Origin of the sequence: Caballeronia sp. LZ024, from assembly GCF_031451455.1 — a bacterium.
GTDB lineage: Bacteria > Pseudomonadota > Gammaproteobacteria > Burkholderiales > Burkholderiaceae > Caballeronia > Caballeronia telluris.
Window position 1 is genome coordinate 792877 of the sequence record NZ_JARUXL010000003.1, and the last position, 26983, is coordinate 819859.

A 26983-nucleotide genomic window follows, 5' to 3' on the forward strand; every position below is an offset into this window, starting at 1 on the left:
CCTTCGTGATGAACTCAATCCTGCTTGCCGGTCAACGCCGCGTTGAAGCCGACCTCACGCGTGTCGTCCGAGTAGATGTCCGCGAACCAGCCCGGCGGCACCTTGTCCGGCATGAACGCCGTGCAACCCGCCTTGAGTTCGTCGATCGAACCGGTCTTGCAAAGCTTCGACTGCGGCGTCTCGACGAGCGGCAGCTTGAGCGTCACGCGCTGCGGAAAGTCTTTGCCATCGAGCTTCTGCACGGCCATCTTGAGCGCCATCGCACCCGAGTACGGCGGCGCGCCATACGAGATCGAGCGGTAGCCGATCGAGCGGTATGCGCCTTCGCCCTTCACGGTGCCCGGCGGCAGCATCTGCACGCGATGCCCGTTCGACGATTCGCCCGCGCACGGCTTCACCTTGTCGTCGGCGACGCCCGCTTCGAGCTGCATCGACGCCGCCGTGAAGCAGCCGACCTGCATCCACAAGCCGTCGATCTTGTCCCAGCTATTCGTCGCGAGGATCTTCGAGAGCTCCGTCTTCGCCGTCGCCTGGCTCCACATGCCGGTGCCTTCGGCCACGACCTTGATGCCCGGAAACTTCGCGAACACCGCCTTCGCGGCCTCGGTGCGCGCGCGGTCCACGGAGGTGCCGGGCACGCCATTGATCATCACGATATTGCCCTTCCCGTTGATCGTCTTCGCAAGCCACTCCGCCGTCACCGTTCCCGCCTGATGCTGGTCGATCGTCACGTTGTGCGCGCACGGCTCGGTCACTTCGCCGTCGTATGCGGCCACCACGACGCCCTTAGAGCACGCGTTCTTGATCGCGCGATTGAGCGCGGTCGGCGAGATTGGATAGATGACGATCGCCTTCGCGCCCGCCTGCACCATCGAGTTGATCTGCTGGATCTGCTTTTGCGCGTCGGTGCCCGCGACCTGCACTTCGAGATCGACCTTGTCCTTTAGCGCAGGCGTGCCCGCCATCGCCTTGACCATGTTCGCGGCTTCGGTCTGCCAGTCGTTGCCGACATAGCTCATCGACAGGAAAATCTTGTACTTGTCCGCGGCCGAAGCCGGTCCCGACAGCGCGAGCGCGCCCAGGAAAGCGGCGCCGAGCGCGAGCCGGCCCGCATGACGAATCGTGTGCGTCAGTGCTTTCATGTCTTCCTCCATCCAACGTATGTTTGTGTTCTAGCTTTCGACGTGTTGCAGACGTGCACTTGCGGGCAGTTCGATGCCCGACGATCCGGGCACGACATTCGGGTCGTGTCCGGGAATCACGAAATCGGCGATCTGCCGGATGCGCTTAAGCGAAGCCAGTTCGGCGAAGGTCTCGTGGACGATCCCCACCGGCACGAGGTCGACGATGTTCTCCATGCAGTTCGCGCAGTCGCCCGCGATCATCACGACGCCGTCGTCGGTATCGACTGCAATGGACTGATGGCCCGGCGTGTGGCCCGGTGTCGGCACGACGCGCACGCCGGGCACGATGTCCGCGACGCCGTTGACGAACTGCCAGCGAAAGTACGCAAGCGGCTCGCGGCCGATCAGGAACTCCTGGTAGTACGTGGCCTGCGTCGGCAACGGGCGGCCCGCGTATTCCCACTCGGCGGCCTGAATGACGAAGCGCGCGTTGCGAAAGAGCGTGTTGCCGCCCGAGTGGTCGTAATGCAGATGCGTGTTGATGACGATATCGACCTCGTCCGCGCTCCAGCCGACATATTCCTTCAGCGCGCGTTCGAGCTTTTCCTCGGGCGCCTGCTCGCACGGACACACGAAGCTCGACACCCACGCGGGATCGTGAATGCCGGTATCGACGACGATCTTCTTCTGCGCGCCCACGATCGCCGTCGACCAGACCGGCACTTTCATCTGCTGGCCGAAGTAGCGGCCATACACTTGCGACGAGCGGTCGACGGTGAGCCAGCCCGTCGGCATCGCGACAACCTTCAGCTTGTTCAAGGCGGCCTCCGGGTCAGAAGTTCGTTTCGCTCGCGCCCTTCAGGCCGAGCATCGCGCGCGCTTCGGCGGGCGTCGCGATCTCGAGCGAGAGTCCTTCGATCACCTGGCGGATTTTCACGACCTGCGCGGCACTCGATTCCGCGAGCTTGCCCGGCTCGATCCACAGCGAATCTTCCAGCCCGACGCGCACGTTCGAACCCTGCGCAAGACCGATCGATCCGAGCGTAATCTGGTTGCGTCCGGCGCCGAGGATCGACCACACGTAGTCGTTGCCGAAGAGCCGGTCCGCTGTGCGCTTCATGTGCGCGAGGTCTTCCGGATGCGCGCCGATACCGCCGAGCAAACCGAACACGCTCTGCACGAAGAACGGCGGCTTCGCGAGCCCGCGATCGACGAAATGCGCGAGGTTGTAGAGATGCGAGATGTCGTAGCACTCGTACTCGAAGCGCGTGCCGTTCGCGCCGCATGACGTGAGGATGTATTCGATGTCCGCGAACGTGTTCTTGAAGACCAGATCGCGACTGTTTTCCAGATGCTTGCGTTCCCAGTCGTACTTCAGTTCCTTGAAGCGATCGAGCATCGGATAAAGCCCGAAGTTCATCGACCCCATGTTGAGCGACGCCACTTCCGGCCTGAAGTGATGCGCGGGCTTCAAACGCTCGGCGACCGTCATGTGCGGACTGCCGCCGCTCGTCAGGTTGATGACCGCGTCCGTCTCGGACTTGATGCGCGGCAGGAACTGCTGGAACACCGCAGGGTCCTGCGTCGGATGACCGTCCTCGGGATCGCGCGCATGCAGGTGCAGGATCGCCGCGCCCGCTTTGGCGGCGGCGAGCGCCGCGTCGCCGATTTCCTGCGGCGTCACCGGCAGGTACGGCGACATCGATGGCGTGTGAATCGCGCCCGTGGGCGCGCAGGTGATGATGACCTTGCGTTTCGTTGCCATATGATCCTCTCGACTGGAGACTCGAATTCGTTCAAAGCACTTCGACGTTGCCGCACACGGAGATCGCCTGTCCCGAGATGCCGCTGCCGCCCGGCGAGCACAGAAAGAGCGCGGTGGCCGCGACTTCCTCGGGTGTCGTCATCCGGCGCAGCGAAATCTTCGCGAGATATTCCTTCTCCATGTCTTCGTAGGAGAGGCCGAGCTGCTTCGCGCGCGCCTCGATCACGCGCTGGATGCGCGGTCCCTTCACGATGCCCGGCTGGATCGCGTTCACGCGGATACCCGCCGGTCCCAGTTCGATCGCGAGACTCTTGGTGAGGCCGACGACCGCCCACTTCGTCGCGGAATACGGCGTGCGGTACGCGTAGCCGAGACGCCCCGCCACGGACGAGAGCGCGATGATCGCGCCGCCGTCGCGCGCGCCGCGCAGGAGTGGCACCGCACGGCGCGCGAAATAGAACTGCGCGTTCAGATTGACGTCGATGGTTTGTTCCCACTCGCTCACGTCGATCTCGTCGATGCCGGCCGTCGGACCCGCGATGCCCGCGTTGTTGATCAGCACGTCCAGGCCGCCGAGTTGCGCATCGGCATCGGCAAAGACGCGCTCGACCGCGTCCTTGTCGGCGACGTCGGCGAGCGTTGCGGTGATCGCGTTGCACTCCGCCTGGCTTTCGACTTCGAGCAGCGCGTCGATGGCCGCTTGGCTCGCGTCGCAGACATGCACGCGCGACCCGGCATCGACGAACGCGCGCGCGATCACGAGCCCGATGCCCGAAGCGCCGCCCGTGACGAGCACGCGCAAGCCGGCGTGCGGTTTCAACATCTGTAGAACCGTCATGCTGCCTCCGTTGTTTTTAAAAGCCTCAGGCGCTCGCGGCTTCCCTGCCCTGCAGGCGCTCCTGCAAATCGGCGGCTGCGTCGCCGATGTCTTGCTCGATCCCCGCGCGCGCACCTTCGCCATCGCCGCGCCAGAGCGCATCAACGATCTTGCGGTGCGCCGCCATCGAGCGCCGCATATGCGGAATGTCCGGCGCGACGAGGTTGAGAAACGGGCCGATGCGCATCCAGAGGTTCTGGATCGTCGCGAGCGTGAGGTCGCTTGCGCCGTGCGTGTAGATGGCGATGTGGAACTCGAAGTTGCTGCGCAGATAGGCTGCGACATGGCCTGCTTCGACGTGCGCGTCCATCGTGTCAAAGACGGCTTGCAACGCGGCGAGATGCTCCTGCGTCATGCGCGAGGCGGCGCGCTTCGCCACGCAGCCTTCGAGCGCGATGCGCACATCGCGTAGTTCGTCGAGCAGATCGAGCGTCATCGGCGGGACCATCAGTGCGCGGCCGGGACCGTCGATCAACGCGCCTTCCGCCTGCAGCCGCGTCAGCGCGGCGCGCACGGGCATCGTCGACGAACCGACCGCTTCGGCGACACCGCGCAGCGAGAGCAACTGCCCGGGCGCAAAGCGGCCGGTCATGATCGCCTCGCGCAACTGGGCGTAGACGCGGCCCGCCATCGTTTCGCGCGCCACGAGTTCGAGCGCGGGCAGGTCGTTGCCAGCAGAACGTGTTGCCACTTCGTGCCTCCCTGCGAATTGTGTGACCTGTGATCACAGATGATGTGTCGCAGTTTCGACCTTGAGGACGTGGGAGTCAACCCGTGGGGGATAGGGATAAACGCGGAGGCGGAGCGGTACGTCGATTGCCGTGACTACCGCGCTTCGAGCGCGAGATGCTCGCGCGCGGCTTCCAGAATTTCGTCGGAAAGCGGGTCACCGCGAACCGCCCGGGCGAGTGTCACGGCGCCTACCAGCATCGACATGCGCGCGAGCGCGCGGCGTCGCTCGCGCCTGGTCCGGCGCGCTTTCGAATACGACATCAGCACGCCCAACAGCGTCTTCAGCCCGCGCGCGTAGGCGCTGCGAACCGGCTTCGACGCCTCTTCGCGTCCCACGTCGGCAGCGAGCGAATGCGCGGGACAGCTAAAGCCCGGATCGTCGCGCTGCTTTGCACTCAGATAATGCTTCGCCAGCGTCGCGAGCGCGGCCTGTTCGGTGGCGCCGTGCTCGCCGAACGCCTCCCAGCGCGCCGCGGATTCCTCGAAGGCGCGCGCGCAGGCAATCGACGCGAGTTCGTCCTTCGATTCGAAATGCCCGTAGAAGCCGCCATGCGTGAGGCCCGCGCCCGCCATGATGTCGGCGACCGACACGCCGTTGAGCCCGTGCTCCTTGAAGAGGCGCGCCGAAGCCGCCTCGATCAGCAGGCGGTTGCGCTCGGTCTGTTCGCGAGAGACGCGTGGCATGGTCGTGGTTCAGGTCGCGTATTGCGCCTCGCCGTTGCCGAACGACCAGTTCTCCTTCGCCACCTCGACGAGACTGATGAACAAATCCTCCCGTCTCAGCCCGACGCGTTCATGCAGGCCGTCCGCGAGCGCCTTGTAGAACGCGCGCTTCATGTTCACGTCGCGCCCCGCATTCAGCGTGATCTGCACGATCACGCATTCCGGCGTTCGCTCGATGCCGAGGTAGCTCGGGTCCGCGATGAAGTCGCCGGCTTCGTGCCCGGTGACGACCATGAAGCGGTCGTTGGCCGGGACGTTCAGCGTTTTGGTCATCGCGTTATAGACCTCGTCGGCGAGCGCGGCGCGGTATTCGGCCGATTGGCCTTGTGCGAGATCGATGCGTACGAGCGGCATGTCCAGCTCCTTTCGATGTGGGTCAGGTTGGCTTTCCACAATAGATGATGACCGTACTTTATTCAATAGATGATGATCGTCATTTTTGGCAAGCTAAGCACGTGGTCGCTGTCGTGACGAATCTCAGCAGACGCTTACATGCGCGTGAGACGCCTCATATCGCGATCCGAATATCGCGGCTCACTCGACACGTTCCCTTTGTCACCGGGCGGCGAACTCCGCTAAAGTGAATCCCGCGCGGGACACGCGACGTCGCGCAAACATCCGATCGGAGCAACACTCATGCAACTCAAGTGCGCCAACCTGTTCGAGCAGTCCGCGTATGTCGGCGGAACGTGGATCGAAGCGGCCTCGCAGCCGCACGACACCGTCGTCAATCCGGCCAACGGCGAGCCGATCGGCCACGTGCCCCGGCTGACCGCCGCGCAGGCGAAGGAGGCTATTGCGCACGCGGCGACGGCCTTCGAAGAGTGGCGCGAGTGGAGTGGCCGCGAGCGCGCGTGCGTGCTGCGCGAATGGGCGCAGTTATTGAAGACGCATCGCGACGACCTCGCGATCATCCTGAGCTCCGAGCAGGGCAAGCCAATCCACGAAGCACGCGCCGAAGTCGCGCAGGCCGCGAATTACATCGAGTGGTTCTCGGAAGAGGCGCGGCGCATTCACGGCGACACCCTCCCGGCCGCGCGCCGCAGCCAGCGCATACGCGTGATCTGCGAGCCGCTCGGCGTGTGCGCGGCGATCACGTCGTGGACATTTCCGTCGTCGATGGTCGCGCGCAAGATCGGCGCCGCGCTCGCCGCCGGCTGCACGGTCGTGCTCAAGCCGGCTTCGCAGGCACCGTTCTCCGCGCTCGCGCTCTGCGTGCTGGCCGAGAACGCAGGCTTGCCGCGCGGCGTGCTCTCGGTACTCACGGGCGACGACGAAACGCTCGTCGGCGCACTGATCGACAGCCCGCAGGTCAGGAAAGTGTCGTTCACTGGCAGCATCGAAGCGGGCAAAAAGCTGATGGCCCGTTGCGCGGAAACCGTAAAGCGGGTTTCGCTCGAACTCGGCGCGAGTTCGCCGTTCATCGTCTTCGACGACGCCAATCTCGACCTCGCCGTGAGCGGCGCCATTGCGGCGCGCTTTCGTCATACGGGTCAGGCGGCGATGTGCGCGAACCGTTTTCTGATTCAGGACGGCGTGCACGACGAATTCGTGCGACGACTGGTCGACAAGGTGAAGGCGCTCAAGACGGGCGACGGTATGCGCGACGAGACGCAGGTCGGCCCGCTGATCGACCGCGCGTCGGTCGAACGGATCGACGCGCTGGTGAGGGACGCCATCGAATCGGGCGCGAGGGTGATGGCGGGCGGCCAGCGCCACGCGGCTGGCCCGAACTTCTATCAGCCCACGGTGCTCACAAACGTCAGCCCCGAGATGGCGATTTGCGGCGATGAAGTTCTCGGTCCGGTGGCGAACGTGACCCGTTTCCACGATGAAGCCGAAGCGCTGCGTCTTGCGAACCGGCCGCGTACCGGACTCGCCGCGTACTTCTATACCGCCGACCTGAACCGCTCGTTTCGCATGATGGAAGCGCTGGAATGCGGTGTGGTCGGCGTGAACGAAAGCCTCGTGTTCAGCGAAATGGGCCCGTTTGGCGGCGTGAAGGAATCGGGCATCGGCCGGGAAGGCTCGCACTATGGCGTCGAGGAATATCTCGACACCAAGTACGTCTGCTATGGCAACGTGAGCTAAACCCCGCTCAGCGCGCGCGCCGCTCGCGCACCGCGCTCGCGAGCGCTTCGAGCGCGGGTTCGGTCTGCGCCCAGCCGAGGCACGCGTCGGTGATCGACACGCCCGCGCGCAGCGGCACGCCCGGCTTGAGATCCTGCCTGCCTTCCTCGAGATTGCTCTCGATCATCACGCCGATGATGCGCGTGTCGCCGTTCGCAAGCTGCCCCGCGACGTCCGCGGCCACGTCGAGCTGCTTCAGGTGCGACTTGCCCGAGTTCGCGTGCGAGCAGTCGACCATCACCTGCTCGCGCAAGCCGACCGTCTTCAGCGCGGCACAGCACGCCTCGATCGATTCGCGGTCGTAGTTCGGTCCTTTCTTGCCGCCGCGCAGGATCACGTGCGCATCGTCGTTGCCGCGCGTCTCGAAGATCGCGGCCATGCCCATCTTCGTCATGCCCATGAACGCGTGGCTCGCGCCCGCCGCGACGATGGCGTCCGCGGCGATCTGCACGCCGCCGTCGGTGCCGTTCTTGAAACCGATCGGGCAACTGAGGCCGGAAGCCAGTTGCCGATGGCTCTGGCTCTCGGTCGTGCGCGCGCCGATCGCGCCCCACGCGATCAGATCCGCGATGTATTGCGGACTCAGCAGATCGAGGAACTCGGTCGCGGTCGGCAGGCCGATGCTGCTCACGTCGAGCAGCAACTGCCGCGCGCGCCGCAGGCCTTCGTTGATGCGATAGCTGCCGTCGAGGCGCGGGTCGTTGATATAGCCTTTCCAGCCCACCGTCGTGCGCGGCTTCTCGAAGTACACGCGCATTACGACCAGCAGGTCGTCGGACAGTGCGTCGGCGGTGGCCTTCAGGCGGTGCGCGTAGTCGAGCGCCTGATCGTGATCGTGGATCGAGCACGGGCCGACCACCGCCACGAGCCGGTCGTCGCGGCCGTGCAGGATATCGGCGATCGCGACGCGGCTCTGTTCGACGAGCGCCTGCACGGCGGTCGGCACCGGCAGTTCGTCCTGAAGGAGCGCCGGGGAGATCAGCGGGCGCACGGCGCCGATCCGCACGTCGTCGATGCGGGTCGTGTCCTGCGTGGAATCGGCGAGGCCGACTTCCTGATCGAGTTGCGGATTGTCGATGCGGCTCAAGGTCGTTCTCCCGGGCTGGCGGTAAGCAAACGGCGATTATCGCATTCGCATCCGCTGAGGCATGTCATTTTGCGCGACGGCAATCGAACCGCCGGCCGGCTCGACCCGGCGCTCCGCTCAATTCGCCTGCAGCCGATGCATCAGCGGCTTGAGCGCGGGATACAGATCGACATAGACGCCGAAGCGCTCGTCATACAGTTTCTTGCGCGCGGCATCCGGCTGCGCGCGCTCGACGAGTGTCACCCAGCCCGCGTCGGCCGTCTCGCGCGAAACGAGCCCGATGCCGAGCGCCGCCAGCATCGCGGCGCCCATCGCGGCCTCCACGTCCTCTTCGATCGACAGCACCGGAAAGCCCGTCACGTCCGCGATGATCTGCATCCACAAATCGGAATGCGCCGCGCCGCCGACCACGATCAGCCGTTCGTCGAGCGAGCGCGCCCCGCGCCGCCCCGCTTCGATGTTGTGCCGCAGCGCATACGCGACGCCTTCCAGCACCGCGCGGTAGAGCGTCGCGCGCGTGTGAAAGAGGCTCAGGCCGACGAACGTGCCGCTCGCCTTCGGGTCCCACACCGGGCTGCGTTCGCCCATCAGATAGGGCAGGAACACGACGCCGTCCGAGCCCGCCGCGACCTTCGACGCCTCTTCTTCCAGAATACGGTGTGGATCGCCGTGAGGCAGCGCCTTCGCGGCTTCGGTCTCGCCGTGGCAGAACTGCTCGCGAAACCACGTCACCGATGCGCCCGCCGTGATCGCGCCGCCGAACACGTACAGGTCCTTCAGGCCGTTGAAGACGTGCGGGAAGCTGACGAGTCCGTGCCCGGCATCGACGCTCTGGTTGATGTAGCCCCAGCACATGCTGGTGCCGATCATCGCGACGTGTTCGCCGGACTTCGTGACGCCCGCGGCGAAGGTCGCGACGGCTGCGTCGATACCGCCCGCGACGACCGGCGTTCCCGCCGCGAGGCCGAGCCGCTGGGCCCAGTCCGGCAACAATCCGCCGACGACTTCCGTCGATTCGACGAGCCGCGGCGGCATCAGCGCGGCGGGAATGCCGAGCATGTCGAGCGCTTCCGGCGACCACGCGCGCTTGGCGATGTCGTACACGCCGCCGATGTTGCCCGCCGAGCTGTGATCGACCGCGAGTTCGCCCGTCAGCCGCTGGATCACGTAGGCGTTCGGCGGTACGAAATAGCGCGTCTTCGCCCAGACGTCGGGCTCGTTGTTGCGCAGCCAGAGCATCTTCGTATAACCGTAGTAGCTGTCGACGCCGTTGCCCGTGATCGCGCCGAGCCGCGCCAGATCGACCTGGGCCTTCACCCACTCGACTTCCTTCGTCGCCCGCCGATCCATCCAGATGAGGCACGGATAGAGCGGCTCCATGTTCTCGCCGACCGCAATGCCCGAGCCGCCGTAGAGGCTGCTCACGCAGAGGCTCCGGATCGAGCCGGGTTTCACGTTCGCCTTCTTCACGCATTCGGCGATGCATTCGGCCACCGCGTCGAACCAGACATCCGGCCATTGCTGCGCCCACAGCGGCCGGGGCGTGTCCGGGTGATACGCTCGCGTGCTCTGCGCGACGATGTCGCCGTTCGCATTCACGACGAGCGCCTTCGTGCTCTGCGTGCCGATGTCGATGCCGATCACATGGTCCATTTCGTCTCGCTCCGGGTTTCTTGTATTTGGCTCATCGTCCGGACGCGCGTGGTCCGGCGTGATTTGCCATCTTATATCGACGGGAGCGGAGCGGCAGGGTCGGGCGGATCAGGCGGGCGTCGTATCGACGATTGCGCCGGTCCGCGCGGCCTTCGCGATCGCCTCGGTGATGCGCAGGTTCTGCAAACCGTCGCGCGCGCTGACGATCGGCTCGGCCTCGCCGCGCACGACCCGCACGAAATGCGCGATCTGGTTCGCGAGCGGATCGTCGCGCCGGACTGCCACAACGCGCTCGTCGAACGGCTTCCACCACGAACGGTCTTCGGCGCGGCTGTAGGTTTTCAGGCGCATCGTCGGCACCGACAGAGAGCCCGACGTGCCCGCGATCACGTAGCAGTCTTCGTCCGGGTAGGTCGCGTAGGCCTTGTTCTCCTGCGAGGTCTGTTCCCAGCTGCGCGCGCTCGCCGCCGTATCGGACAGCATGAACGTGCCGAGCGCGCCGTTCGCGAAGCGCAGGTTGATCGCGACCGTGTCCTCGACCGCGAAGCCGCGCGTCGCGTTCGACGCGAACGCCTGCACCGCGACGATGTCGCCGCACAGCATGCGCAGGTTGTGCACCTCGTGGATCAGGTTGAGCAGGATCGGACCGCCGCCCGGCTGACTGCGCCACGGCGCGTCGGCAAAATACGAATCGGGCTTGAAGAAGACCGCGCTGCCCATCACCGCGACGAGCCGGCCGAGCCGGCCCTCGTCGATCAGTTGTTTCGCGCGCGCCATGATCGGGCTGTGCGCGCGGTGATGGCCGATCAGGATTGTCGCTCCTGCGCGCTCCGCTTCGGCCACGAGCGTCTCGGCTTCCGCGACGCTCGGCGCGATCGGCTTTTCGAGCAGCATCGGCACGCCGGCCGCGATGCACGTCAGCGCGTGCTCGACGTGAAGCGCGTTCGGCGTCGCGAGCAAGACGCCGTCGGGACGCGCCTTGTCGAGGAGTTCGTCGAGCGAGCGATAAAGCGGCACGCCCGCCTTCTGCGCGACGCTTGCCGCGCCCGGTGAAGGATCGACGATCGCCGAGAGCGTGCACGCCGGGTTCGCCTGAATCACGCCGATATGCGCGAGTCCGATATAACCGGCGCCTGCCACGGCGATGCGGGTCGTTTCCATGCTTATCCTGTCGACCGGTGGCGACGATTCGGGTGTGTATCGAGCTTCTGACGGATCAGCTAACGAGCGGGCCTCACGCCGCGCACCTCAGCATGGCGCCTTCAGGTCCCGACGACTGCCGCAGCGCGGCGTGCGCGCCCGGCGCGCGGTCGTCGATTTCGGCCATGCCATAGGTCAGCGCGAATTGGCGGGCCTCGATCGGCCCCGAAAAATGACCCAGCACGCCGCTCGCGCGCTGCAATCCGTTCACTTCCCTGACGATCAGCATGGCGGCGTATAAACCTTCGTCGTAAGCAGCGAGCGGAATCAGGACAACGTTCTTATATGCGACCTCGGTATCTCGCATTGTCGATTCTCTCCAGGTTCTGGCCTTTTTCACTCCGGTAAATGTTCCCCGGAGCGTCGGTTATGTTTACCTATTGTCGATAAACATAAACATCGAATCATTCGGGGTTTTCCCTTGTTTCGGTAAATATTTTCCGAACGATCGGTCATCGATGCCTGGAGAGGCCGAACTACATACGAAAACGATAATCCCGCGTTTCCTTTAAACAGATTTGACCACGACAAAATCCACGAAATTTTCTCAGTGCGCGACTTTTGCCGGCGCTGTTCGTCGCCGGAGCACGCGCGCCTGAAGCACGATGACGAGCAGCAAGAACAATCCGCGAATCACGGACTGCCAATACGCCGACAAGCTGATGTAGCCGAGCCCGTTCTCGAAATTGAGCAGATTGAAGACGAGTCCGAGCAGCGCGACGCCGGCGATCGTCATCGCGATGGAGCCCTCGCCGCCCGTCAGTCGCGTGCCGCCGAGCACCACCGCCGAAATCGCGAACAGCTCCCAGCCGACGCCTTCGTTCGGCTGCCCCGCCCCGAACTGCGCGGCGAGGATCGCGCCCGCGATGCCCGCGAGCAGGCCGCTCATCGCGTAGACCGAGACCAGCGTGCGGTCGACGTTGAGGCCCATCAGCCGCGACGCCTCCTCGCTGCCCCCGATCGCGAGCGCGTGCCGGCCGAAACGCGTACTGCGCAACGCGATCCAGCCGAGCACGGCCGCCGCCGCCGCGACGAGACCCGGGATCGGCAGGCCGAACAGGTCGCCCTGGCCGAAGTCGGCGAAGTTCGATTCGGCGGAAATCGCGACCGCATCGTTGTGTCCGAGCAGCAGCGCGAGGCCGTGCGCGCCGAGACTCGTCGCGAGCGTGACGATGAACGGCAGGATGCGCATGTGCGTGATGACGAGGCCGTTCAGCACGCCGACCGCGAGCCCCGCGCACGATCCCGCGAGCACCGCCGCCACGCCGCCGTGCGAACTCGCGAGCGCCGCGACCACGCTGCCGAGCGCGGCGACCGCGCCCACGGACAAATCAATGCCGCCCGTCATGATGACGAACGCCATGCCGATCGAAATCAGCGCGAACATCGCGTTGTAGCGCCAGAACGACGTGATGTTGTAGGCGGAGGCGAAATGCTCGTAGCGCGTGACGCCGAGCACGAGGAGCGCCACGAGCGCGATGAGAATCGGAAGGTTCTTTTTCATGTCGTCGTTCCCTGGCCGCTCACGCGCGGCGCCGCTGCACGTACACCGCTGCGATGATGATGCCCGCCTTCATGACGAGCGCGGCGGCGTCCGGGATGCCATGCGCGAGCAGCGTGTAGCGCAGCAGCTGGATGATGAGCGCGCCGATCAGCGTGCCCGCGATATACGCCTTGCCGCCCGTCAGCGCCGTGCCGCCGACGGCGACGGCCGCGATCGCATCGAGTTCGGAGCCGAGGCCGATCACGTTCGCATCCGACGACGAATTCACCGAAATCGAGATCAGCCCGGCGAGTCCCGCGAGCGCGGCGCACACGGTGTACGCGATCATCTTCACGCGCGCGGTCGGGATGCCGGAGAGATACGCCGCCTGTTCGTTGCCGCCCGTGACGAGCAGATACTTGCCAAAGAGCGTCTTCCTCACGATCCACGCGAACAGCGCGACGAGCGCGAACATCAGCAGGATCTGGAACGGCACGCCCGCGACCTTGCCGAGCGCGATCCATTGGAAGGCCGGATTGTTGAACGCTTGCAAACTGCCGTCCGTGACGACCTGCGCGATGCCGCGTCCGGCGATGAACAGCACGAGCGTCGCGACGATCGGCTGCACCTCGAGCCGCGTCACGAGAAAGCCGTTGAAGACGCCGCACGCGGCGGCCGCGAGAATCGGCAGCGTGAAGGCGAGCACGATGCCGAGCGGCCCGTCGATGTTCATGAAGAGCATCGGCGCGAGCGCACCGGAAATCGCCATCGAGGCGCCCACGGACAAGTCGATCCCGCCCGTCGCGACGACGAGCGTCATCCCGATCCCGACGATCACGATCGTCACGACCTGCGTCAGGTTGACGTTGAAGGTTTGCAGCGACCAGAAGTGGTCGGTGAAAAGCAGGTTGAACACGATCATCGCGAGCAGCACGGCAATCTCGCGCTGGATCGTCAGGCGATGCCGCTTCTTCGTTGCGGTCTGCGAAAGCGCCACGGCGGGTTGCGTCTTCTGCTGCGTCATGGCCTCGTTCCTTCGCTTGTCGTGACGGCCTGCGCGAGCGTCGATTGCTCGCCCGAGCCGTAGGCGATCGCGTCCATGATCGACGCCTCGCTCATGCGCGCGCCGTCGAGTTCAGCGACCGTTTCGCCGTCGCGGATCACGACCGCGCGGTCCGCCACCGCCGTCAGTTCTTCCAGTTCCGACGCCGACAGCAGCACCGCGAGCCCCGAGTCGCGCAACTCGCGCACGATCTTCGCGACATCGGCTTTCGCGCCGACATCGATGCCGCGCGTGGGTTCGTCGAGCAGCAGCAGTTTCGGGTTGGTGGCGAGCCAGCGCGCGAGCAGCACCTTTTGCTGGTTGCCGCCCGACAGTTCGCGGATCGGCTGGTCGGGCGAGCGCAGCTTGATGCCGAGCGATTCGATGAACCGATCGACAATCTCGCGCTGCCGCGCCACGTCGACGACGCCGTTCTTCGTCAGCGTGCGCAGGCAGACGAGCGTGAGGTTGTCGCGCACCGAAAGCTCCGGCACGATGCCTTCGGCCTTGCGGTCTTCCGTGAGATACGCGATGCCGCGCGCGATCGCGTCCTGCGGCGACCTCAGCGTCACGGTCTCGCCGCCGATCGAGAGCGAGCCGCGCTCCGGGCGGTCGGCGCCGAACAACAGCCGCATCGTCTCCGTGCGGCCCGAGCCGAGCAGACCCGCCAGCCCGACCGCTTCGCCCGCGTGGACGTCGAGCGTGACGTCGGTCACTTTCGCGCCGCTTGCGAGCGCCTGTGCGGCCAGCGCGACGCCGCCGCGCTTCGCGAGATTCGCTTCCTTCACGGCGCTGTCTTCCTGCACGACGGCGGCGAGCGAGCGCCCGAGCATCGTCGTGACGAGTTGCAGTTTGTCCATGCCGGCCATCGTGCTTTCGGCGACGGTCTGGCCGTCGCGCATCACGGTGACGCGGTCGCACAGCGCATAGAGTTCGTCGAGCCGGTGCGACACGAAGATCACCGCGCGGCCGTCGTCGCGCAGACGCCGCACGACATTGAACAGCAGTTCGACTTCGCGTTCGTCGAGCGAGGACGTCGATTCGTCCATGATGACCATCTTCGCATCCGACGACACGGCGCGCGCCAGCGCGACCATCTGCTGGATCGCGGTGGAATAGTCGCGCACCGGTTTCTCGACGTCGATCTGCAAGCCGAACGAATCGAGCAGCGCGCGCGCATCGGCGCGCACGCGTTTCCAGTCGATCAGGCCGAAGCGGCGCGGCTCGCGGCCGAGAAAGATGTTCTCGGCCACCGAGCGGAACGGCACGAGGTTGATCTCCTGATAGATCGTGCTGATGCCCGCTTCGCGCGCTTCCTTCGGCGAGCGGAAATCGACCTCGCGGCCGTCGAAGCGGATCGTGCCGCCCGTGCGCCGGTAGGCGCCAGTGAGAATCTTGATGAGCGTCGACTTGCCCGCGCCGTTCTGGCCGATGAGCGCATGCACTTCGCCCGGCACGACCGAGAGCCGCGCGTGCCGCAGCGCCGCGACGCCGCCGAAGCTGATGTCGATGTCCTGCATGTCGAGCAAGGCGCCTGTGGTCGGCGTTTCCATTCGCTGTCTCCGTTGGCGTACAAAAGGAGCGGCCGTCCGCAGGACGCGCCGCTCCAAACACCTTCGCTGTTGCTCGTTCGGGCTCGCCGGCCCGTCGTTCAGTACCCGTACTGCATGCTTTCCTTGACGTTGCTCTTGTCGTAGAAGCGGTCGGAGACCTTGACCCACGGCGGCACCGTCTCGCCCTTCGCGAACTTCTGCGCGACGTCGCAGGCGAGCGGCCCGAAGAACGGACTCGACTGCACGCTCGCGCCCAGTTCGCCCGCCGCGATGGCGTCCAGCCCGCCCTTGGTGCCGTCGATCGTCACGAGCACGATGTCCTTGCCCGGCTGCTTGCCCGCGGCCTTGATCGCAGCGATCGCGCCGAGCGCCATTTCGTCGTTGTGCGCGTAGACGGCGGTCACGTCGGGATGCGCCTGAAGCAGCGTCTCCATGACTTGGCGGCCCTTGTCGCGCGCGAAGTCGCCGCTTTGCGACGCAACGATCTTCATGCCCGGATTCTTCGCGATCACTTCGTCGAAGCCCTTCTTGCGGTCGTTCGCGGCAGAAGCGCCGGTCGAGCCTTCCAGTTCGATGATCGTCGCCTTGCCACTCGTCGCCTTGACGAGCCAGTCGGCGGCGCGGTGTCCCTGATCGATGAAGTCCGAGCCGATGAACGTGATGTAGTCGCGGCCCGCCTTCGCCATCGACTGGTCGACGTTGCGGTCAACGAGAATCACCGGGATGCCCGCCTTCTTCGCCTGCAACACGACCGGCGCGAGCGGCTTTTCCTCGCGCGGCGGGAACACGAGCAGATCGACGTGCTGCGCGATCATGCTCTGAATATCCGCGACCTGCTTGGCGGGCGAACTGTTCGCGTCGGTCATGACCATCTGCCAGCCGCACTTGGCCGCGACGTCCTTGAAGCTCTTGGTCTCTGCAAGCCGCCACGGGTTGTTGCTCTCGGTCTGCGCAAAGCCGACGCGCAACGGCTTCTTGCTCGGGATCTTGGGCAGCGCGTCGTCGGCGGCGCTGGCGACGCCCGCGACACTCAGACCCGCCACGAGCGACAGCGCAGCGAGCGACGCTACGAGCGGACGAATGCCGGTGTTGCACCGGCGTGAGGTTTTTCCAAGCGACAGCATGTCTTCCTCCGATAGGATGGTTTGCTTTGTTCTGTGCTGCTGATGCCTCGGTATTGCGAACTGCGGTGATATTCCTTGCGTCGATGAAGTGCGTCGATTATTCCACCGTGATTTATTAACGGTCAATCGCTAATATTATTAGTCGCCAATTGTTTCGTTTCGGCGATCACGCCCACCGATCCGCGCTCGACGAGCGGCCCGTCGAGCTTGACGGTCCGGTGCCGGACCGGCGCGCCCGCCGCGCGGTTGTGCTCCTCCTGAAGCAGCGTTTCGACCGCCCAGCGCCCCAGTTCGTAGTTCGGCAAGACGACCGTCGAAAGCGGCGGATGCGTGTGGCGCGCGATTTCCTGATCGTCGTAGCCGAGCACGGAAACGTCTTCCGGCACGCGCAGCCCGAGCTGCTTCAGCGCCTCGATCGCGCCGAGCGCCATCAGGTCGTTCGCGCAGAAGATCGCGGTCGGCGGATTCGGCTCGCGCATCAGCGAAAGGGTCTGCTCGAAGCCGGTGCCCGAACTCCAGTCGCCGTCGCGCACGAGTTCCGGCGCGAACGGCAGGTCGGCGGTCGCGAGCGCCGTGCGATATCCCTTCAGGCGGTCGCGCGCGGCGTCCTGCCACGGTTCGCCATTGATATAGCCGATCCGCCGATGCCCGGCGTTCAACAGATGATCGGTGGCGGCGTGGCCGCCCGCGACCTCCGCCGGCACCACGGACGAGAGATTCAGCTCGCTCGCGTAGCAGTTGAGCAGCACGGTCGGCACCTTCGAGAGTGCCGCGGGCGGGCTCACGCGGCGCGTGTAGACGGTCGCGTAGATCACGCCGAGCACGTTCGGGTTGCTGAGCGTCGCGTCCAGCACCTGCTGTTCGATCTCCGCGTTGCCATGTGTCGAGTACACGGCCAGCATGCGGCCGTGCGCGAATGCGGCGTCGCGCGCGCCGTCGATGTTCACGACCGGATGTGGGCTCGTCGAGATTTCGTCGGCGAGATAGACGATCAGGTTGCGCTCCCCGGCCGCGTCGAGCGCGAGCGGCTCGCGCGGCGTCATCCGGTAGCCGAGTTCCTGCGCCGCCTTCAGCACCTTGTCGCGCGTGGCGTCGGAAAACTTCGCGCCGCTCGCATTGTTCAGCACGAGCGAAACGGTCGATTGTGAGACGCCGGTCAGTTTCGCGATGTCGGTCATCGTCGGGCGGCGCTGCGTGGATTTTTTCATTGTGCTGGGCCGCCCTTAGGCGGCGTGGTCGATGCCGATGGCGCGTTGATGCGGTCACGACCTTAACACTAATATTATGCGCAAACAACGCTCGCAAACGCGACGGCACGGGCAATCGGCATCAGGATAATTACTAATAATATTGACGACACAACGCGGCGCGTGCGATTCTGACCTGAAAGCGCAATGTCACCTGGAGGAGACCCATGTCACGATACGACGAGAGCGCCCGCGACGCGCTCGCTGCCGCGTTCGAGCGCGATGGCTTCGTCATGTTGCCCGAACACTTTCCGCGCGCGGCGCTGGAGACGTGGCGCGCGGCCTTCGCACCGCTTCTGGCGCCGCACATGAGCGCGGCGACAGGAAATCGCGGTCCGGGGCGCTACTATGTGACGCTGCCGTTCGAAGGCGTTTTCGCCGATCCGTCGATCTTCTGCGACGACGACCTTCTCGGCATCGTCGAACGGCTGGCGGGTCCGGACCCGGTCATGTGCCAGCTCGCCACCGACACGCCCGTGCGCGGCTCCGAATTCCAGGACTGGCATCGCGATACGCCGCCGCTCTTCGATCACTTCGCGGAAACGCCTTCGTTCCAGCTCGCGGTAAATTTCCCGCTCGTCGATGTCGATGAGGAAAACGGCTCGCTGGAAACCACGCGCGGCACACATCGCATGTCGCGCGACGAGGCGCTCGCCGGTCTCGCCGACGGTCGATTCCCGCCCGAACGCGTGCCGATGCGCCTCGGCGACGTGATGATCCGCGACGTTCGCGGCCTGCATCGCGGGACGCCGAATTTCACGGACACGCCGCGTCCGATGGTCGTGATCGGCTACAGCCGCGCGTGGTATTTCCGGCCGGAAGTGCGCATCGAAGTGCCGCGCCGCGTGTTCGACGCGCTTCCGGCGCGCGGGAAACGGCTTCTGCGCTACAACCCGCAGGTCGACGAAACGCCGCGCATCTTCGACGAAAACTACCGGCAGTTCGCATATTGAGCGCCGCTGCCTCCCCGCCGCTGCTGACGCTTGGCTGCGGCACGCGCCGCGCGCTGATCGCGCCACAGGTCGGCGGCGCGATCGCGGCGTTCTTCGATGCAAGCGACGACGGCGATATCCACTGGCTGCGTCCGGCCACCGACGCAGCGCTCGCCGCGCGCAATCCGCTCGGCATGGCGAGCTTTCCGCTGCTGCCGTACTGCAACCGCATCCGGGATGCGCGGTTCACGTTCGACGGCCGCGCGATCGATCTGTCGGGCGACGGCAACGCGTTCGATCACGCGCTGCACGGCCACGCGTGGCGCCGGCCGTGGCGCGTCGGCGAAACGACGGAATCGAGCGTCGAACTGCATTTCAGCCACGAGCCGTCCGACGCGCCCGCGCATCACTGGCCGTTTCGCTATGAGGCGACGCAGCGCATCGTCCTGTCCGGCGACGCGCTCACGGTCACGACGTCGGCGCGCAATCTGTCGGACCGTCCGATGCCCATCGGCATGGGCCATCATCCGTATTACCCGCGCACGCCGTCGACGCGCATTCACGCGCGCGTCGAGGCGATGTGGCACGCCACGCCCGATCTCCTGCCGACGCATCTCGGGCCGCACGCGTGCATCGGCGAACTGGCGTCGCCGCAAGGCATGTCCGCGGACGCGTTCGATCTCGACAACAACTTCGCTGGCTGGTCGGGCCGCGCGACCATCGCGTGGCCCGACGAGGCGCGCGCCGTGACGCTTAAGGCCGACGCACCGTTCGATCACATGGTTCTGTATGCACCGGCCGGCGAGCCGTCGCTTTTGTGCGTGGAGCCGGTGACGAACACCGTCGACTGGATCAATCTCGACGCGCCGCGCGAGCAGAAAGGCGGCTGCGTGCTGACGCCCGGGGAGTCGGTGAGCGCATCGTTCGCGTGGCTGCCGTCACGCTGAAGCCAGCGCTTGCACGACGGCGTCGACGAGCGCGCGCAGGCGCGCGAGCCGCCGCAGATCGCGGTGATAGCCGAGCCACACGTCGCGGCCCGGCGGCGCTTCGCCGAGATCGATGCGCGCGAGGCCCGGCGTGGCATCGCCGAGCAGGCACGGCAGCACCGCGAAACCGCCGCCTTCCGCGCACATGCGCGCCTGCGCGCCGCGGTTGTTGCTCGTGAACGCGATGCGCGCCTTCGGGAGCTTGCGCTTGATCCACTCGACATCCGGCAGCGCGCCGAACGCGCTGTCCATGCTGATGAGCCGCTGACCGTCGCCGGAACCGGCCACCGGCGCGACGAGATCAGCGTGGCCGTACAGCGCGTAATCCATGTGCATGAGCTTGCGCTGCACGATGTCGGGCTCGTCGAACGGCGTGATGCGCACCGCCAGATCCGCTTCGCGACGCGCGAGATTGAAGCGCCGCGTATCGGTGACGAGTTCGAGCGCCACCTGCCTGTGCCGCGCCAGAAACCGCGCGAATACCGGCGTGAGGACGTGCTCGCCGAACCAGTCCGACGACGACACGCGCAACAGCCCGCTCAACTGCGCCTCGCTGCCCGCCAGCGCGCGCGCGAACCCGAGCGCTTCCTGCTCCATCCGCTCCGCGTAACCGAGCACGGCATTGCCTTCGTCGATGAGGACGAAGCCGTCGCTGGTCCGCTGGAACAGCGTGTGTCCCAGCGTTTCTTCGAGCGCGCGCAGGCGCCGGCCCATCGTCGGCTGCGTCTGGCCGGTCTGCTTTGCCGCCGCGCCGAGTGTGCCCGCGCGCGCAATCGCGAGGAACACGCGCACGTCGCTCCAGTCGAGCTTGATCTCATTCATATTTGCATGGATGTCGTTCAATAACGTCGATTTACATGCTATTTCGCATGGACGATTATGAACGCACCGAATCCACTGCAAAAGGACGCTGTCATGACGACGATGCAAGCGCTGATGCTCAACCGCTACGACGGCCCGCTCGAACTCACCGAACTCCCCAGGCCCACGCCGGCGGCGGGACAGGTGCTCGTCCGCATCGCGGCGAGCGGCCTCAATCCGCTCGATACCAAGATCCGCGCTGGCGGCGCCGCGCATGCGCGGCATCCGCTGCCGCTCGTGCTCGGCATCGACATGGCGGGGGTGGTCGAGGAAGTCGGCGCGGGCGTCACCGCGTTCAAGGCCGGCGACGAGGTCTACGGAATGACGGGCGGCGTCGGCGGCATTCAGGGGTCGCTCGCGCACTACGCTGCCGTCGATGCCGCACTGCTCGCGAAGAAGCCCGCGAATCTCTCGATGCGCGAGGCGGCCGCGCTGCCGCTCGCGTTCGTCACGGCCTACGCGGGCATCGTCGACCGGGCGCGCCTGCAAGCGGGGCAAACCGTGCTCGTGCATGGCGGCGCGGGCGGCGTCGGCTTCGTCGCCGTGCAACTGGCGCGTGCGCTCGGCGCGACGGTCGCGGCCACCGCCAGCGCCCGCGATCTCGATCTCGTCGCGCAAATGGGCGCCACGCCGGTCGATTACCGTGCGCAGACGGTCGAACAATATGTACAGGCGCTGACCGATGGCGCCGGATTCGACCTCGTCGTCGACACGGTCGGCGGCGCGACGCTCGATGCCTCGTTCGCGGCGGTGAAGCATTTCGGCCACGTCGTAAGCGCGCTCGGCTGGGGCACGCACGCGCTCGCACCGCTGTCCTTTCGCGAAGCGACCTATTCGGGCGTGTTCACGCTGTATCCGCTTCTGAGCGGACAACATCGCGCGCATCACGGCGACATGCTGCGCGAAGCGACGCGTCTCGCGGAAAGCGGTCGACTGGCACCGCGCGTCGATGCGCGCCGCTTCGACCTGCGCTCGGCGGAACTCGCTTACGAGGCGATCACGAGCGGCACGGCGCGCGGCAAGATCGTCGTCGATGTGGCTTAAGGCTACCTCAGCAGCCCAAACACCGCCACGCTCGCCGATGTGCCCACGTAGACCTTGCCATTCGCGATCATCGGCGTGATGAACTTGTTGCCCGGGCCGAACTGGTCGCGCGATCCGGACTGGTTGCTGTTGTACAACTCCGTCGCGAGATTGGTCGCGTCGTAGGCGTGCAGCACGGCGATCGTGCCGTTTTCCGCAGCCCACACGATGCCGTTCGTGTTGCCGTTCGCCGAAATGCTCGGCGTCGTGCCCGGCGAGCCGAAGCTGTTCGGCGACTGGCTCGCGGGTGCGGTCCCGAGACGCGCGTTGCTGATCCTGAACGCCTTGATGTGGTCGCCGATCGAGCCGAAATACACCGTGTTGTTCCAGTACGCGGGCATGCCGAATTCCGGTCCGGTGATCTGGCCGCTGATCTCCTGATAGATGTGGTCCGCGTTCGAATCGAACTTGCCCATCGAGTCGCGGTTCACGACGTAGATGATCGAGTCCTTGCCCGCGCCGAGCGCGAGATGGTGGATCGTGCCGCTTGCGTCCGCGAGATCGGGCAGCACGAGCGCGCCGCCCGAACCGAGATCCTCGTCGGCGTTCGATTGCTGCACCGTATTCGACGCCTGGAAATAATCCGCGACCGAGAGTGTCGGCGACGGGCTGAGCTTCAGGAACCCATTGCCGTAATCGCCGAGCAACGGATGTTCGGCCGCGTTGAGCGTCGAGTCGAAGGTGCCGTTCGCATCGAGGAAATAGATCGAGGTGCCGTCCGACGCCATCCCCGCGCCGCTCATCCAGATCGCGCCGCCGGAACCGTTCGGCGTCAGGTTCAGCACGCCGGCCTGCTTTAGCGTATCGGCGCTGTAGGAGATCACCCAGCCCGTGTACGGCTGGATGTCGCAATGCGACGTCCAGCCGGTGTAGATCACGCCGTTCAAAAGCAGCAGCGACTGGCGCTCCGCGTACTGCGCCGGATCGAAGACGACGCGTCCGTTCGAACTGCCCGCGCCATTGCCCGGATAGGACGCGGCGATCTCGGTCGGTCCGCCGAAGAGTTCGGCGCCGGTCGTCACGTCGAGCGCGTGGATGCGCTGGTGGTAATTGCCCGAGCCGTCCTTCGACATCGCGACGACATAGATCGCGCCGTTGGGCCCACGCGAACGGTCGATGACCGGCGTCGCCGTGATGCCGATCTTCGGCGTGATCTGCAGGCAGCCGTGGTTATCGCTCGGCGTTTCTCCCTGAGCGAGCGCCGAGACTTGCCAGAGCTTCGCGCCAGTGTCGGCGTCGAGCGCATAGACGCTCGCGTTCTCGGTGGCGATGTAGAGCACGTTGTGCGTGCCGCCCGCGATGGTCATCGAGGCGAGATAGAGCGGCTCGGCATCGACGGCGCCATCGACGGCGTACACGCCGAGCTTGCCGAAGGTCGCCGCCTTGACCGTCGACGGGGTGAGCGCGGTTTCGTTCAGACGCTGACCGGTGCGGGCGATGTCGTTGTGATACGTGGTGACGTCGGCGGGGTTGGCGGTCGCGGTGTTGCCGCCCGTCGGCGGGTTTGTCGTGCCGTTGCCTGCGCCGCCGCCCGTGTTCGAACCTGTGCCAGTGCCGCCGCCCGACGCCGGACTCGCGCCCGACGCAGCGCCCGAGCCGCCCGCTGGCGCGCTCGCTGGCGAACTGCCGCCCGTGGTCGTCGTGGCTGGCTGGCTCGAACTGCCGCCGCTGCATCCCGCGAGCGCGGCGACGAAGAGCAGCCCGCACAAACCGCCACGAAACGTCGCCCCAAAAGGTTCCCGCCGATGCAAGCAGTCCATGAGCACTCCCCTTCTGGGATGAGGTCGCGCGGGCGATGCGACGCGCACTTCAATTATGGTTCGCGAGCAATGCGAGTGCCTGCATGCGGTCCGTTTCGTACGCGTATTTGGCGGATAAACCGGGCCGCGTGGCGTATCAGGACGAAAGCCGAACGGCCCGCCAACGATCCGCCGAATCCAACGCCGCCGGACGCCGGCAGCGCTTTCGTTGTCAACGTAGAATCGGGTGCCCGTCACCGCCTTTGAGACCTTCAAGAGACCCGACGATGAACGCTCCCGCCTCCGAAGAAAACGCCGGTCAAACCGAACTCTGGCTGATCCGTCACGGCGAAACGCAATGGAGCCTGTCGCGCCAGCACACCGGCCGCACCGACATCCCGCTCACCGAACGCGGCCGCGAGCAGGCGCGCCTGCTCGCGGCGAGCCTCGCGCAAGCCCGCTTCGACCGCACGCTGACGAGCCCGATGGCGCGCGCGATCGAAACCTGCCGCCTCGCCGGTCTCGGCGAAAACGCCGAAGTGGAACCCGAACTGCGCGAATGGGACTACGGCATCTACGAGGGCCGCACGACGGCCGAGATCCGCGAAAAGGAGCCCGGCTGGTCGATATGGGATTCGCCGATACCCGAAGGCGAGAGCATCGGCGAAATCGAGGCCCGCGCGCGCAAGCTCGTCGAGCGGCTTGCGGCGACACGCGGGCGCATCGCGCTCTTTTCGCACGCGCACTTCCTGCGCATTCTGGCCGGCTGCTGGATCGGCGATTCGGCGTCGCTCGGCGCGCATCTGCTGCTCGATACCGCGACCATCAGCATCCTCGGCTTCGAACGCGAGACCCGCGCGATCCGGCAGTGGAACGTGCGGCATCCCGATATCGGCTGACGCTTCGCGTTCACGGCAACGCGTAGGCGATCACGTAATCGCCGGCCTTTGTCCCGAGCGATCCGTGCCCGCCCGCGACGACGAGCAGATACTGCTTGCCGTTCGCGTCGGCGTAGCTCATCGGCGTGGCCTGGCCGCCTGCCGGCAGGCGCGCTTCCCACAGCTTGCGGCCGTCGCGCACGTCGTAGCCGCGCACGTAGTAGTCGAGCGTGCCCGACAGGAACGCGACGCCGCCCGCCGTCACCATCGTCCCGCCGAGGCTCGGGACGCCGAGCGGCATCGGAATCGGCAGCGGCGCGCTGTCGCGGATCGTCCCGTTCTTGTGCATCCACGCGATCTTGCTCGTCTTCAGGTCGACGCCCGCGACATAGCCCCACGGCGGCGCCTGGCACGGAATGCCGAGCGGCGAGAGAAACGGACTCAACTCGAAGCCGAACGGCGCGCCGCGCGCCATCTTGATGCCGCTCGTCTCGCTGCCCTTCTTTTCGCCGGTATCGGCGGGAATCTGCTCGCGCGGCACGAGCTTCGACACGAACGCCATGTAATCGGGATTGGCGATCAGCACCTGCCGCACCGGATCGACGGAGATGCCGCCCCAGTCGAACACGCCGAAGTTGCCCGGATACACGAGCGTCCCCTGCTGCGACGGCGGCGTGAACGCGCCGTCGTAGCGCAGCTTCCTGAACGCGATGCGGCACCAGAGCATGTCGAAGGGATTCGTGCCCCACATGTCGCGTTCATGTAGGCGCGGCGGGTTGAAATTGAGCGCGGAGACGGGCTGGGTCGGCGCGCTGTGGTCGCCGGACGCGGCGCCTTGCGGCACGGGCGTTTCGGCGATCGGCACGATCGGCTGGCCGGTCTCGCGGTTGAGCACGTAGAGGCTGCCCTGTTTGGTCGACGCGATCAGCGCCGGCTGCACGCCCTGCGCGGTCTGGAGATCGACAAGACTCGGCTGGCCGCCAACGTCCATGTCCCACAGGTCGTGATGGGTGAACTGATAGTTCCAGCGCAGCTTGCCGGTCGCGAGATCGAGCGCGACGACGCCCGCCGCGAAACGCTCCGCCTCCTTCGTGCGCAGGCCGCCCCATTGGTCGGGCGTCTGGTTGCCCATCGGCAGGTAGAGCATGCCGAGCTTTTCGTCGACGCTGAACACCGACCACATGTTCGGCGAGTTGCGCACATAGGTCTTGTCGGCGGCGATCGGCTGCGTTTCGTCGGGGTTGCCCGAGTCCCAGTTCCAGACCAGATGGCCGTCGTGGACGTCGAATGCGCGCACCACGCCCGAAGGCTCGTTCGTCGATTCGTTGTCGGTGACGTGGCCGCTCAGGATCACAAGGTCGCGCGTGACGGCGGGCGGCGAGGTCGAGTAATAGCCGCCCGGCGTGAACGGGCCGATGTTCGCGCGCAAGTCGATTTCACCGTTCTTGCCGAAGCTCGGGCAGGGCTTGCCGGTGTCGGCGTCGAGCGCGATCAGACGGGCGTCGGCGGTCGGCAGGAAGATGCGCTTCGGGCATTCGGCCGTTGCCGTGGTCGATGGCGAGGGTGCCGACGCCGCTTCAGGCGCACTCGCGGTGGCCGTGGCGTCCGACGCGCCGCCGGGTGAAGTCGCCAGCGCCGCAGCCGCGCCAGCGCCGGGAGCGCTCGCGGCGTCGGACGCGCTGGCGGCGGCGTTCATCACGGCCGTCGCGCTGGCGGGAGCCGCGCTTTCGGCCGCCGGGCTGGCGGCTGCGTCGCTGACGACGGCCGGCGCGCTCGCCGCCGCCGCCGGATGCAGCGACGCATCCCAGTACGACACGCCGCGGCACGTCATGTGTTCCCAGTGCTTGAACCCGACCGCGCTCTTGAGCTGCGGATCGAAGCGCCAGCGCTCCTTGCCGCTCGCGGCATCGAGCGCGATCACGCGGCTGTGCGGCGTGCAGACGAAGATCGTGTCGCCAACCTTGATCGGCGTGTTCTCGTCGGTGGTTTCGGTCGGATCGTCGGGGCCGGGCATGTCGCCGGTGCGAAACTGCCACGCCATCTTCAGATTGCCGACGTTCTCCGGCGTGATCTGCGTAAGCGGCGAATAGCGCTGCCCGAGCGGCGAGCCGCCGTAGTCGATCCAGTCGCCGGGCGCGCGCGGCGCGTCGGGGCTCGTGGCGCTCGTCGCGGACGCGGCCGGCGCGGCGGCCAGATCGAGCCGGCCGGGGCGGTCGTGAGGATCGACGAGGCTCGTGCCGATGCCGAGCAGCACCGCCAGCACGGTCGCGGCGGCAAGCGGTGTGCGGCCGGCGCGTGGTGTCGTCGGCGGGCCGAACAGCGCGCCCCGGTGAACCGCGGGAATCAGCAGCCACAGCGCGAGCACGACCCACAGCCCGAGACGCGGCAGCAGTTGCCAGAAGTCGAAGCGCGCTTCGGCGACGGCCCAGATCGTCGAGCCGAACAGGACGAGCGCGTAGAGCAGGAGCGCGGAGCGGCGCCGTATCAGGAGGAGCAGCCCGGTCACGAGCACGCCGATCCCGGCGACGAGGTAATACCATGATCCGCCGAGCATCCCTAGCCTGACGCCGCCGACCGCCAGCAGCGCGCCGATGACGATGAAGACGACCGCCGTGAAGGTCGTGAGCGGATGAAGACGTGCGTTGCCGGCCATGCTGCTACCCCCGGGACGATGGATGACGGAACACGGCCGGACGTGGCCGAGGTTCGGATGCTTGCGCGGCAGCATCCAGCAATCCACATACCAAAGGACAACAGGGAAAAT

24 protein-coding genes are annotated in these 26983 nt (G+C 66.3%); 5 read left to right on the forward strand and 19 right to left on the reverse strand.

Features of this window, described 5'->3' with window-relative positions; genetic code table 11:
• Positions 1 to 14: 14 nt before the first annotated feature.
• From QCE48_RS21115 to QCE48_RS21145, 7 genes are all read right to left on the reverse strand, one after another.
• Positions 15 to 1142: a sugar ABC transporter substrate-binding protein gene (locus QCE48_RS21115; RefSeq protein WP_309783920.1), complete on the reverse strand. Its 1128-nt coding sequence runs from the start codon at positions 1140 to 1142 to the stop codon at positions 15 to 17.
• Positions 1143 to 1172: 30 nt separating this feature from the next.
• Entirely contained in the window at positions 1173 to 1943 is a 771-nt protein-coding gene (locus tag QCE48_RS21120; RefSeq protein WP_309783921.1) for an N-acyl homoserine lactonase family protein, read from the reverse strand.
• A 13-nt stretch (positions 1944 to 1956) separates the two neighbouring features.
• Positions 1957 to 2889, reverse strand: coding sequence for a 3-keto-5-aminohexanoate cleavage protein (locus tag QCE48_RS21125; protein ID WP_309783922.1), 933 nt, complete (start codon positions 2887 to 2889; stop codon positions 1957 to 1959).
• Between the two features lie 31 nt (positions 2890 to 2920).
• Positions 2921 to 3727, reverse strand: a complete 807-nt coding sequence (locus QCE48_RS21130) for an SDR family oxidoreductase (protein ID WP_309783923.1) — start codon at positions 3725 to 3727, stop codon at positions 2921 to 2923.
• Positions 3728 to 3752: 25 nt separating this feature from the next.
• Complete coding sequence (locus QCE48_RS21135) at positions 3753 to 4397, reverse strand: GntR family transcriptional regulator (RefSeq protein ID WP_087631467.1); 645 nt, start codon at positions 4395 to 4397, stop codon at positions 3753 to 3755.
• A gap of 194 nt (positions 4398 to 4591) precedes the next feature.
• Positions 4592 to 5182 (reverse strand): TetR family transcriptional regulator, encoded by a 591-nt coding sequence (locus QCE48_RS21140; RefSeq protein WP_309783924.1) that lies wholly within the window; start codon positions 5180 to 5182, stop codon positions 4592 to 4594.
• A 9-nt stretch (positions 5183 to 5191) separates the two neighbouring features.
• A complete protein-coding gene (locus QCE48_RS21145; protein WP_309783925.1) occupies positions 5192 to 5575 on the reverse strand; it encodes a tautomerase family protein in 384 nt (127 codons plus the stop codon).
• Between the two features lie 282 nt (positions 5576 to 5857).
• Between QCE48_RS21145 and QCE48_RS21150 the strand changes: the two genes are divergently transcribed.
• Positions 5858 to 7312 carry an NAD-dependent succinate-semialdehyde dehydrogenase gene (locus QCE48_RS21150; protein ID WP_309783926.1) on the forward strand — a complete coding sequence of 485 codons (1455 nt, stop codon included), beginning with the start codon at positions 5858 to 5860 and terminating at the stop codon, positions 7310 to 7312.
• Positions 7313 to 7319: 7 nt separating this feature from the next.
• Here the strand turns inward: QCE48_RS21150 and QCE48_RS21155 are convergent, their stop codons facing one another.
• The 9 genes from QCE48_RS21155 to QCE48_RS21195 form a co-directional block, all read right to left on the reverse strand.
• A complete protein-coding gene (locus tag QCE48_RS21155; protein WP_309783927.1) occupies positions 7320 to 8438 on the reverse strand; it encodes a 3-deoxy-7-phosphoheptulonate synthase in 1119 nt (372 codons plus the stop codon).
• A gap of 117 nt (positions 8439 to 8555) precedes the next feature.
• Positions 8556 to 10091, reverse strand: coding sequence for an FGGY-family carbohydrate kinase (locus QCE48_RS21160; RefSeq protein ID WP_309783928.1), 1536 nt, complete (start codon positions 10089 to 10091; stop codon positions 8556 to 8558).
• Positions 10092 to 10199: 108 nt separating this feature from the next.
• Complete coding sequence (locus QCE48_RS21165; RefSeq protein ID WP_309783929.1) at positions 10200 to 11252, reverse strand: Gfo/Idh/MocA family oxidoreductase; 1053 nt, start codon at positions 11250 to 11252, stop codon at positions 10200 to 10202.
• 73 nt (positions 11253 to 11325) lie between these two features.
• On the reverse strand, positions 11326 to 11598 hold the full coding sequence (locus tag QCE48_RS21170; protein WP_309783930.1) for a hypothetical protein: 273 nt from the start codon (positions 11596 to 11598) through the stop codon (positions 11326 to 11328).
• A 240-nt stretch (positions 11599 to 11838) separates the two neighbouring features.
• The gene (locus QCE48_RS21175; protein ID WP_309783931.1) at positions 11839 to 12795 is read right to left on the reverse strand and encodes an ABC transporter permease; all 957 of its coding nucleotides are present in this window, start codon (positions 12793 to 12795) and stop codon (positions 11839 to 11841) included.
• Between the two features lie 19 nt (positions 12796 to 12814).
• Positions 12815 to 13798: an ABC transporter permease gene (locus QCE48_RS21180; protein WP_309783932.1), complete on the reverse strand. Its 984-nt coding sequence runs from the start codon at positions 13796 to 13798 to the stop codon at positions 12815 to 12817.
• Positions 13795 to 15369, reverse strand: coding sequence for a sugar ABC transporter ATP-binding protein (locus QCE48_RS21185; protein WP_309783933.1), 1575 nt, complete (start codon positions 15367 to 15369; stop codon positions 13795 to 13797). The genes QCE48_RS21180 and QCE48_RS21185 overlap by 4 nt, the downstream gene beginning before the upstream one ends.
• Before the next feature lie 98 nt (positions 15370 to 15467).
• A complete protein-coding gene (locus QCE48_RS21190; protein ID WP_309783934.1) occupies positions 15468 to 16493 on the reverse strand; it encodes an ABC transporter substrate-binding protein in 1026 nt (341 codons plus the stop codon).
• Between the two features lie 122 nt (positions 16494 to 16615).
• The gene (locus QCE48_RS21195; protein ID WP_309785038.1) at positions 16616 to 17671 is read right to left on the reverse strand and encodes a LacI family DNA-binding transcriptional regulator; all 1056 of its coding nucleotides are present in this window, start codon (positions 17669 to 17671) and stop codon (positions 16616 to 16618) included.
• Between the two features lie 236 nt (positions 17672 to 17907).
• Between QCE48_RS21195 and QCE48_RS21200 the strand changes: the two genes are divergently transcribed.
• On the forward strand, positions 17908 to 18693 hold the full coding sequence (locus QCE48_RS21200) for a phytanoyl-CoA dioxygenase family protein (RefSeq protein ID WP_309783935.1): 786 nt from the start codon (positions 17908 to 17910) through the stop codon (positions 18691 to 18693).
• Complete coding sequence (locus tag QCE48_RS21205) at positions 18690 to 19619, forward strand: aldose 1-epimerase (protein WP_309783936.1); 930 nt, start codon at positions 18690 to 18692, stop codon at positions 19617 to 19619. Before QCE48_RS21200 ends, QCE48_RS21205 begins: the two co-directional genes overlap by 4 nt.
• Here the strand turns inward: QCE48_RS21205 and QCE48_RS21210 are convergent.
• Positions 19611 to 20480: a LysR family transcriptional regulator gene (locus QCE48_RS21210; RefSeq protein ID WP_309783937.1), complete on the reverse strand. Its 870-nt coding sequence runs from the start codon at positions 20478 to 20480 to the stop codon at positions 19611 to 19613. The two genes, QCE48_RS21205 and QCE48_RS21210, sit on opposite strands and share 9 nt — an antisense overlap.
• A gap of 93 nt (positions 20481 to 20573) precedes the next feature.
• Between QCE48_RS21210 and QCE48_RS21215 the strand changes: the two genes are divergently transcribed.
• A complete protein-coding gene (locus QCE48_RS21215; protein ID WP_309783938.1) occupies positions 20574 to 21563 on the forward strand; it encodes a zinc-dependent alcohol dehydrogenase family protein in 990 nt (329 codons plus the stop codon).
• 2 nt (positions 21564 to 21565) lie between these two features.
• Here QCE48_RS21215 and QCE48_RS21220 read toward each other — a convergent pair whose 3' ends face one another.
• A complete protein-coding gene (locus tag QCE48_RS21220; RefSeq protein ID WP_309783939.1) occupies positions 21566 to 23362 on the reverse strand; it encodes a PQQ-binding-like beta-propeller repeat protein in 1797 nt (598 codons plus the stop codon).
• A gap of 266 nt (positions 23363 to 23628) precedes the next feature.
• Here QCE48_RS21220 and QCE48_RS21225 point away from each other — a divergent pair, with 266 nt between their 5' ends.
• A complete protein-coding gene (locus tag QCE48_RS21225; protein ID WP_309783940.1) occupies positions 23629 to 24240 on the forward strand; it encodes a histidine phosphatase family protein in 612 nt (203 codons plus the stop codon).
• Between the two features lie 10 nt (positions 24241 to 24250).
• Here the strand turns inward: QCE48_RS21225 and QCE48_RS21230 are convergent, their stop codons facing one another.
• A complete protein-coding gene (locus tag QCE48_RS21230) occupies positions 24251 to 26872 on the reverse strand; it encodes a glucose/quinate/shikimate family membrane-bound PQQ-dependent dehydrogenase (RefSeq protein WP_309785039.1) in 2622 nt (873 codons plus the stop codon).
• Positions 26873 to 26983: the final 111 nt, after the last annotated feature.